This is a genomic window from Porticoccus sp., assembly GCF_041592135.1.
Lineage (GTDB): Bacteria > Pseudomonadota > Gammaproteobacteria > Pseudomonadales > Porticoccaceae > Porticoccus.
In genome coordinates, this window is sequence record NZ_JBFHQR010000113.1 from 1 (window position 1) to 8210 (window position 8210).

Annotated in this window: 9 protein-coding genes; 4 read left to right on the plus strand and 5 right to left on the minus strand. The window is 62.7% G+C overall.

Annotated elements, in window-relative coordinates:
• The 4 genes from ABY948_RS09765 to ABY948_RS09780 all read left to right on the plus strand — a co-directional run.
• The coding region (locus ABY948_RS09765; RefSeq protein WP_461482346.1) for a protein kinase domain-containing protein at nt 1-1722 on the plus strand (1722 nt) is incomplete at its 5' end.
• A gap of 73 nt (nt 1723-1795) precedes the next feature.
• Nucleotides 1796-2332 (plus strand): molybdenum cofactor biosynthesis protein B, encoded by a 537-nt coding sequence (gene moaB / locus ABY948_RS09770; protein ID WP_461482347.1) that lies wholly within the window; start codon nt 1796-1798, stop codon nt 2330-2332.
• Nucleotides 2329-3561 carry a molybdopterin molybdotransferase MoeA gene (locus ABY948_RS09775; RefSeq protein WP_461482348.1) on the plus strand — a complete coding sequence of 411 codons (1233 nt, stop codon included), beginning with the start codon at nt 2329-2331 and terminating at the stop codon, nt 3559-3561. The genes moaB and ABY948_RS09775 overlap by 4 nt, the downstream gene beginning before the upstream one ends.
• A gap of 122 nt (nt 3562-3683) precedes the next feature.
• Nucleotides 3684-5066, plus strand: coding sequence for an MBL fold metallo-hydrolase RNA specificity domain-containing protein (locus tag ABY948_RS09780; protein WP_461482349.1), 1383 nt, complete (start codon nt 3684-3686; stop codon nt 5064-5066).
• A gap of 64 nt (nt 5067-5130) precedes the next feature.
• On the opposite strand, the gene ABY948_RS09785 is transcribed toward ABY948_RS09780, so the two are convergent.
• From ABY948_RS09785 to ABY948_RS09805, 5 genes are all read right to left on the minus strand, one after another.
• Nucleotides 5131-5568 (minus strand): OsmC family protein, encoded by a 438-nt coding sequence (locus ABY948_RS09785; RefSeq protein WP_461482350.1) that lies wholly within the window; start codon nt 5566-5568, stop codon nt 5131-5133.
• 18 nt (nt 5569-5586) lie between these two features.
• A complete protein-coding gene (locus ABY948_RS09790; RefSeq protein WP_461482351.1) occupies nt 5587-6048 on the minus strand; it encodes a molybdenum cofactor biosynthesis protein MoaE in 462 nt (153 codons plus the stop codon).
• Nucleotides 6045-6293: a molybdopterin converting factor subunit 1 gene (gene moaD, locus ABY948_RS09795; protein WP_461482352.1), complete on the minus strand. Its 249-nt coding sequence runs from the start codon at nt 6291-6293 to the stop codon at nt 6045-6047. Before moaD ends, ABY948_RS09790 begins: the two co-directional genes overlap by 4 nt.
• Nucleotides 6290-6769 carry a cyclic pyranopterin monophosphate synthase MoaC gene (gene moaC / locus ABY948_RS09800; protein WP_461482354.1) on the minus strand — a complete coding sequence of 160 codons (480 nt, stop codon included), beginning with the start codon at nt 6767-6769 and terminating at the stop codon, nt 6290-6292. The genes moaD and moaC overlap by 4 nt, the downstream gene beginning before the upstream one ends.
• 86 nt (nt 6770-6855) lie before the next feature.
• A partial coding sequence (locus ABY948_RS09805) for a glycerate kinase type-2 family protein (RefSeq protein WP_461482353.1) occupies nt 6856-8210 on the minus strand: 1355 nt, incomplete at its 5' end.

Here is an 8210-nt window from a genome sequence, read left to right on the forward strand (position 1 = left end):
GCCTTTCAAACAACGGTTGGCAGCTACTCGGATGCCGGGGTCAAAGCCGTCAACGAGGACGCCATCGGCGTGCGTATCCCCGAGGGCCATCTGCTGAATATCAAGGGCGCGGTGGCCGCCCTGGCGGATGGCGTCAGTACCGCCGAAGCCGGCAAGGAGGCCGCGGAACTCTGTATCAACAGTGTCCTCTCGGACTACTACACCACCCCGGAGACCTGGAGCGTCAAACACGCCATCCAGAAAATTCTCACGCCGTTGAACCGCCAACTCTACAACCTCGGCCATGAAATTCACGACGAGGCGCGCGGCTATATCACCACCCTGAGTATTCTGGTGATCAAGTCCCATCTCGGCTACCTGTTCCACATCGGCGACAGCCGGATCTACCGGCTGGGTGCGGAGGAGCGGCAGTTCACCCAGCTGACCCGGGATCACACCGCCGGTATCTCCGCGGAACAGAATTACCTGATTCGCGCCATGGGCATGGACACCAGCCTCAATGTGGATGCCAGTGTCGTCACCCTGAAGCAGGGGGATATTTTTCTGCTCTCCAGTGACGGGGTGCACGACTTCCTGCCCCCCGAGACCCTGCGCCAGTTGATTGAGGCCCATGCCGACGATTACGACGCCGCCTGCCGCGCCATTGTCACCGCTGCCCGGGAGTCGGGCAGCAATGACAATCTCAGCTGTGTGTTGCTGCGCATCGACCGGCTGGGGTTGGAAAATATCGAGGACCTCAACGAGCGCCTGACCCGGCTGCCGTTCCCCCCCGACCTGTATCCCGGCCTGAAAATCGACGGCTATGAGGTGCTGGCGGAGATGTACGCCAGTGAGCGCAGCCAGTTGTATCGGGTCCGGGACATGGACAGCGGCGACGAGCTGGTGATGAAGACCCCGTCCCGCAATTACTGTGACAACCCGGCCTATATCGAGCGTTTTATCATGGAGGAGTGGATCGGCATTCGGGTCGACCACCCCAATGTGGTCAAGGTGATCGCGCCGCAGCAGGAGCGCAGGTTCCTCTACTATCTGATGGAGCTGGTGCCGGGGGTAACCCTCGATATCTGGCTGGATGGGCATCCGGAGCGCCGGCCCCGCGACCTGATCGGGCTGGTGGAGCAGATCGCCGAGGGCCTGGAGGCGCTGCATGAAAAAGAGACCGTGCACCAGGACCTGAAACCCAGCAATATCATGGTGACCCCGGATTTCACCATCAGGATTGTCGATTTCGGCTCGGTCTATGCGCCGGGTCTGCACGAAATCTTTACCCCGGTGAACCGGGAAGTGGCGCTGGGCACACTGGACTACGCCGACCCGTCCTACCGGTTCCGCATCAATACCGGTATTCGCGGCGACATCTATTCCCTCGGGGTGATCGCCTATGAGATGTTTACCGGCTTCCTGCCCTACGGCACCCGCATGGAAAAATGCCGCGCGCGGGAGGATTTCCTGCGCCTGCGTTACATTCCCAGCTATCATCACCGGGACGTGATTCCGCTGTGGTTCGACCGGGCACTGGAAAAGGCCGTGGCGATCGAACCGGATCATCGCTATGACAGCCTGCGGGCGTTTCTGAACGATCTGAAACAGCCGAATCCGGAATTTCTCAAGGAAGACCCGCAACAGCACGGCGAAAAGGATATGCTGCTGTTCTGGAAAATGCTTTCCTTTGTATTATTCGGGTTGCTGATCATGTCGCTGCTGGTGTCGGCGAGCCGCTGAAGCTGCCGCAGATACCCTATTCGTCGCGATGCACATTCATGTCCCGAGAAACTGACCACAAACTGAGAGACCCATGTCCCACGCTGCCAAAGAATTCACGCCCCTGAACATTGCCGTACTCACCGTTTCCGATAGCCGTAGCCTCGAGCAGGACAGCTCCGGCCAGTTGCTGGTGGATCGCCTCACCGAAGCCGGTCACCTGCTGGCCGACCGGGTATTGATCCCCGACGATGTCTACCAACTGCGGGCGGAGGTGTCCCGCTGGATCGCCGACCCCGCCGTGCAGGTGGTGCTGGTCACCGGTGGCACCGGCTTTACCGACCGCGAGTCCACCCCGGAGGCGCTGTTGCCGCTGTTCGACAAGCAGGTGGAGGGCTTCGGCGAATTGTTCCGGCAGATTTCCTTCACCGAAATCGGCACCTCCACCGTGCAGTCCCGCGCGGTGGCCGGCCTCGCCAATCGCACCCTGGTGTTCTGCATGCCCGGCTCCACCAACGCCTGCCGCACCGCCTGGGACAAGATCCTCGGCGAGCAGCTGGACGCCCGCACCCGTCCCTGTAATTTCATTCCCCATGTGGCGTTTGCCAAAGATTGTGAGAGTCGCGGATGAGCTGTTGTGACCAAACGGGCCTGATGACCGTCGAACAGGCTCTCGAAAAGCTGCTCGGGGCGGCCAAGCCGACCACTGAAATCGAAACCGTGCCCCTGATGCGGGCCCTCGGCCGGGTGCTGGCGGCGGATCAACAGTCGCCGGTGGCTGTTCCGCCGGCGGACAACAGCGCCATGGACGGTTTCGCCCTGCGCTTTGCCGACACCGCAGCCGACGGTGAAACCACCCTGGCCATCAGCCAGCGTATTCCGGCGGGTGCTGTGCCCGCACCGCTGCAAGCGGGCAGTGCCGCCCGCATCTTTACCGGCGCCGAGGTGCCCCCCGGGGCCGATACCGTGGTGATGCAGGAGCAGTGCCGCTGGGACGAACATCAGGTGACCATCGCGGCGGGGATCAAGGCCGACGCCAATATCCGTCCCCGCGGCCAGGATATTGAAGCGGGTGCCACCGTGTTGTGCCGGGGGCACCGTTTAAAACCCCAGGATCTGGGGTTGCTGGCCTCCATCGGCATCGCACAAATTCCGGTATTCCGGCGTCTGAAAGTAGCGCTGCTGTGCACCGGCGACGAGCTGGTGGAACCCGGCCAGCCGCTGCCGCCGGGGCATATCTACAATTCCAACCGCTACACCCTGGCGGGGCAGTTACAGGCGCTGGGGTTCGAGTGCCTGGACCTCGGCATCGTGGCCGACAGCGCCGCAGCCACCGAACAGGCGCTGCTCAAGGCCGCCGCCGAGGCGGATTGCATTCTCACCAGCGGCGGGGTGTCGGTGGGCGAGGAGGACCACGTCAAGGCCTGTGTGGATAAACTGGGTAGCCTCGATCTGTGGCGCATGGCCATCAAGCCGGGCAAACCACTGGCCTTCGGCCAAGTGCGGGGCACGCCCTTTATCGGCCTGCCCGGCAACCCCGCCTCGGTGTTCGTCACCTTTGCCATCGCCGCGCGCCCGTATCTGCTGAAAAGTCAGGGCGCCAGCGATTACCTGCCGGTACCGGTGCCGGTGACGGCGGGCTTCGCTCGTAAGCATTCGCCAAAGCGCCAGGAGTACCTGCGCGCCAGGCTGGTTGTGGATGAACAGGGCACGGCGCAAGCGGAACTGGCGGGCAACCAGAGCAGCGGGGTGTTGTCCACCGCCAGCGCCGGCAACGGTTTCGTGATCCACCGCCTGGGTGAGGCGATCAATGAGGGCCAGACGGTGCCGTTCCTGCTGTTTTCCGAACTGTTGTTCTAACGGTTTTCCCGGTAATTGATCCGGCTGCGTTGCCGTGAAATGTCCCGGCTTCTATGCTCTAGGAAGAAGTGGTCGTTAGCTACACCGCGCTGATGAACAAATAAGAACAAGGACAAAGCACTATGGGCAATCGGGTGACCTTGGCCTTCCACGGCGCCGCCGGTACCGTTACCGGTTCGCGCTATCTGCTGGAAGTGGACGAGCGTCGGGTGCTGGTGGATTGTGGCCTGTTCCAGGGTTACAAGCACCTGCGGGAACGCAACTGGCGGCCTTTCCCGGTCGAACCCGCCAGTATCGAAGCGGTCTTTCTCACCCACGCCCATCTGGATCACAGCGGCTACCTGCCGCGGCTGGTCAAGGATGGTTTCAACGGCCCGGTCTATTGCACCCAGGCCACCAAGGATCTGTGCCGCATCCTGTTGCTGGATTCCGCCAAGTTGCAGGAAGAGGAAGCCGAGTACCGCAATCGCCACCAGTACAGCAAACACCAGCCGGCGCTGCCGCTGTATACCCAGCAGGATGCCAAAAAGGCCCTGGAACTCCTGGAAGTGGTGGGCTTCAGTTCGCGGGACAATCTGCTGCCCGGGGTGTCGCGGGGCAATATCGAAGTGGGGTTTTACCCCAACGGACATATTCTCGGTTCGTCGTTCCTGGATGTGAATATTGCGGGCCGCCATATCCTGTTCAGCGGCGACCTGGGGCGCAGCAACGATCTGGTGATGCATCCGCCGGAATTCCCGGTGTACTGCGATTACCTGGTGGTGGAATCCACTTACGGCAACCGCCTCCACGACAACCGCGATGTCTGGGAGGTGGTGGCGGACATCGTCAACGAGACGGTGTCCAGCGGCGGTTCGGTGTTGATCCCGTCCTTTGCCGTGGGGCGCGCCCAGTCGATGCTGTACCTGATTACCGAATTGCGCCGCCGGGAGAAAATTCCCTACCTGCCGATCTTCCTCGACAGCCCGATGGCGATCAGTGTCACCGAACTGATGCAACGCCATCACCGCTACCACCGGCTCAACAAGGCCGCCTGCCAGCAGCTTTCCCGGGATGTTACCTTTACCCGCGAGGTGGAGGAATCCATCGCCATCAATAGGGTAAATGTGCCCGCCATCATTCTTTCCGCCAGCGGCATGGCCACCGGTGGGCGGGTGCTGCACCACCTGCAACGGATGCTCGGCGACCACCGCAATACGGTGCTGTTCGCCGGCTACCAGGCGCCGGGCACCCGCGGCGCCCGGCTGGTGTCCGGTGAGAGGCAGGTGAAGATCTTTAACCGTTACTTCGACGTCAAGGCGCGGGTGGAAAGCCTGGATTTCCTGTCCGCCCACGCCGATCGGCTGGAGTTGTTGCGCTGGTTACAGCAGCTGCCCACCGCGCCGAAACGCTGCTTTATCACCCACGGCGAGGAGGAAGCCGCCGACCAGTTCCGCATCAGCATCAGCGAGGAGTTGGGCTGGAATGCCTGTGTGCCGGATATGGGTGATAAGGTGATTCTCTAAGTAGCCCGCTGACCGCCCCGAAAACGTATTGCTACCTGGGTGCCGTCAGCGGCATCTTGTGAGATCAGGCGCCGCACACCACTTCGAAAGTGAACTGCTTGTCACAGCCGAGGCTGTTGCTGACAAAGCAGTTTCGCTCGGTTTTCTCCAGCACCTTTGCCGCCTGTTCCCGATCACCGCCGGCGGGAATCACCAGCCGTGCATGGCTGTCGATGCGGGTGAATTTCACGCTGCGCTCCACCTTGTCCAGCACCCCTTCGCTGTGGCAGTGAATTTCAGACCACTCCAGTTTGGCGACATTGGCGATGGCCTTGAAGGTCAGCGTTAGGCAGTTGGCGACAGCGGCCAGCAACATTTCCTCGGGGGTCCAGGTGTCGCCGGGGCCGTCGAAGTTGAGTGGCGGCGCGACTTCCAGGGTGCAGCCATTTTCCAGGGTGGACACCAGATGGGTATCCGGGGTGCCGTAGGTGCTGGCGCGGTAGGCGTGGGGCAAGGGTTTCATAGGGTCAAATCTCGCTCATCAGTCCTCGTTGTTCCAGCGCTCAGCCCGCTGCTGGTCGCTGTCCTTTGCCTCCACCCAGTGGCCGCGGCCATCCCGGTGAAGCTCCTTCTTCCAGAACGGCGCGCTGGTTTTCAGCACATCCATAATAAATTCGCAGGCACCGAACGCCGCTGCCCGGTGGGCACTGCTGACCCCGACAAACACAATCTGCTCGCCGGGGGTGAGTTTGCCAATGCGGTGGACAATGCGGATATCGATCAACGGCCAGCGCGCGGTGGCCTGTGCGGCGGTTTGTTGCAGGGAGGCCTCGGTCATGCCCGGATAGTGTTCCAGCTGCATGGCGGCCAGGGGATTGTCGGCGAGGTCCCGCACCAGCCCGGTAAACACGGCAATGCCGCCCACCTCGGTGTTCCCTGCCTGTAACTGGCGATATTCCCGGCCGACGTCGAAATCCTCAATCTGTACCGAGATGGAAATCATCCGCCGGTTACCGGGGGGAACAGGGCCACCTCATCGCCGTCGTTGATGGCGGCGGCCTCACCGGCCATCACCTGATTGACGGCGCACAACAGGGTGCCGGTGCCGAGGCTCTGTTGCCACTGGGCATCCCGCTGCTTCAGTTCAGTGAGCAGATCGCCGATATTGTTCACGCCGTCGGGCAGGGGCAGTTCCAGCTCGCCGGTGCCCAATTGCTCCCGCAGGCTACCAAAAAACAGAATTTTCACGGTGTCACACTCCAGTGGCCGGACTTGCCGCCGGCCTTCTCCAGCAGGCGGGTGGACTCGATCACCATGCCGCGATCCACCCCCTTGCACATGTCGTAGATGGTCAGTGCCGCCACCGAGACCGCCGTCAGGGCCTCCATTTCCACGCCGGTCTTGCCATCCAGCCCGCAGCTGGCGGTGATGCGCAGGCCGTTTGCCTCGGGCAACGGCTCAAATTCCACCTTGATGGAAGTGAGCATCAGCGGGTGACAGAGGGGTATCAGGTCTGAGCATTTCTTGGCGGCCTGGATACCGGCAATGCGCGCCACGGCCAGCACATCGCCTTTCTTGTGACCGCCGCTGCGGATCAGCTGCAGGGTTTCCGGCTGCATCCGCACCAGGGCCTCGGCGGTGGCCTCGCGGTGGGTGACGGCCTTACCGGCCACGTCCACCATGTGGGCATTGCCCCGATCGTCCAGGTGGGTCAGTTTGCGCATATCGGACAAGGGAAAACTCCGTACGTAGGTGATGTCAGCATGGCCACAGTCTAGCGCAACTGAAGGGATAAGCGTATTGAAGCAGGTCAACCCGACGCGCTTTCGGGCAGTACCAGAATGGCCCGGAAGTCGTTGACATTGGTGCGGGTGGGGCCGCAGATCAGCAGATCGCCGAGGGCGTCAAAGTACGGGTAGCAGTCATTGTTGGCCAGTTGTGTGGCGGTGTCCCAGCCCAGCTGGCGGCCCCGCTGCCAGCTATCCGGGCTGAGCAGCGCCCCGGCATTGTCCCCGGCGCCGTCGATGCCGTCGGTATCCGCCGCCAGGGCATAAATTCCCGCCGCGCCCTGGAGCGTATCCGCCAGTGCCAGCAGGTATTCGCCGTTGCGTCCGCCCTTGCCGTTGCCTCGCACCGTCACGCTGGTTTCGCCGCCGGACAAGATGACACAGGGGGGCTGCACCGAACCCTTTCCCCGCGAGATGGACAGGGCCAGTTGCGCGTGCTGCCGGGCCAGTTCCCGGGCTTCGCCGGTCAGCGCATCCCCCAGGGACAACACCGCCAAGCCGGCTGCTTCGGCCCGTTCGGCGGCCGCCGCCAGGGATTGGGCGGGGGTGGCGATGAGCCGGAACTGGCCTTGGGCCAGCGCGGGGTCGCCGGGTTTTGGGGTTTCCGAGGCCGCTGATTGCAGCCATGGGGTCATGGCATCGCTGAGCTCAATGTCATATTTGTCGAGGATGGCCCGGGCCTGGCTGGACGTGCTGGGGTCTGCAACAGTCGGCCCGGAAGCGATGACTGCCGGATCGTCCCCCGGCACATCGGAGATGGCCAGGGTGAGCAATCTGGCCGGCGCACAGGCCGCGGCCAGCCGCCCGCCCTTGATGGCGGAGAGATGCTTGCGCACGCAATTCATTTCGTGGATATCCGCGCCGGATTTCAACAGCGCTCGGTTGAGCTGTTGTTTGTCCGCCAGGCACAGACCGGGGGCGGGCAGCGCCAGCAGGGACGAGCCGCCACCGGAGATCAAACAGATGACCTGATCCGCTGCCGTCAGGTTGTCCACCAGTGCCAGCATCCGCCGGGCGGCCAACTCACTGTTGGTATCCGGCACGGGATGACTGGCCTCGATGACCTCAATCCGTTGCAACGGCTCGCTGTGGCCGTAGGCGGTCACCACCAGCCCGCGTAGCGGCCCGGGCCAGTGTTGTTCCAGCGCCGCCGCCATGGCGCAGGCGGCCTTGCCCGCGCCGATCACAATCAGCGGGCGGTTGCCCGACAGTGGTTCGCTGGCTAAAAACGGTGGCAACACCTGTGCCGGATCGGCGGTGGCCACGGCGGTGTGAAACAGGTCGATCAGTAACTGGCGCGGATCAAACTCAGGCATGGCAATGTGGGTTAATTTTTGCAATAAAGTCATTATGGCGATAGCACTGGTGCCGCGCCAGC

Excerpts from the sequence above, each read along its gene's own strand:
- ABY948_RS09785 (WP_461482350.1), bottom strand. The coding sequence starts at position 5,568 with ATGAAACCCTTGCCCCACGCCTACCGCGCCAGCACCTACGGCACCCCG.
- ABY948_RS09790 (WP_461482351.1), bottom strand. The coding sequence starts at position 6,048 with ATGATTTCCATCTCGGTACAGATTGAGGATTTCGACGTCGGCCGGGAA.
- ABY948_RS09775 (WP_461482348.1), top strand. The coding sequence starts at position 2,329 with ATGAGCTGTTGTGACCAAACGGGCCTGATGACCGTCGAACAGGCTCTC.
- ABY948_RS09780 (WP_461482349.1), top strand. The coding sequence starts at position 3,684 with ATGGGCAATCGGGTGACCTTGGCCTTCCACGGCGCCGCCGGTACCGTT.
- moaC (WP_461482354.1), bottom strand. The coding sequence starts at position 6,769 with ATGCGCAAACTGACCCACCTGGACGATCGGGGCAATGCCCACATGGTG.
- moaB (WP_461482347.1), top strand. The coding sequence starts at position 1,796 with ATGTCCCACGCTGCCAAAGAATTCACGCCCCTGAACATTGCCGTACTC.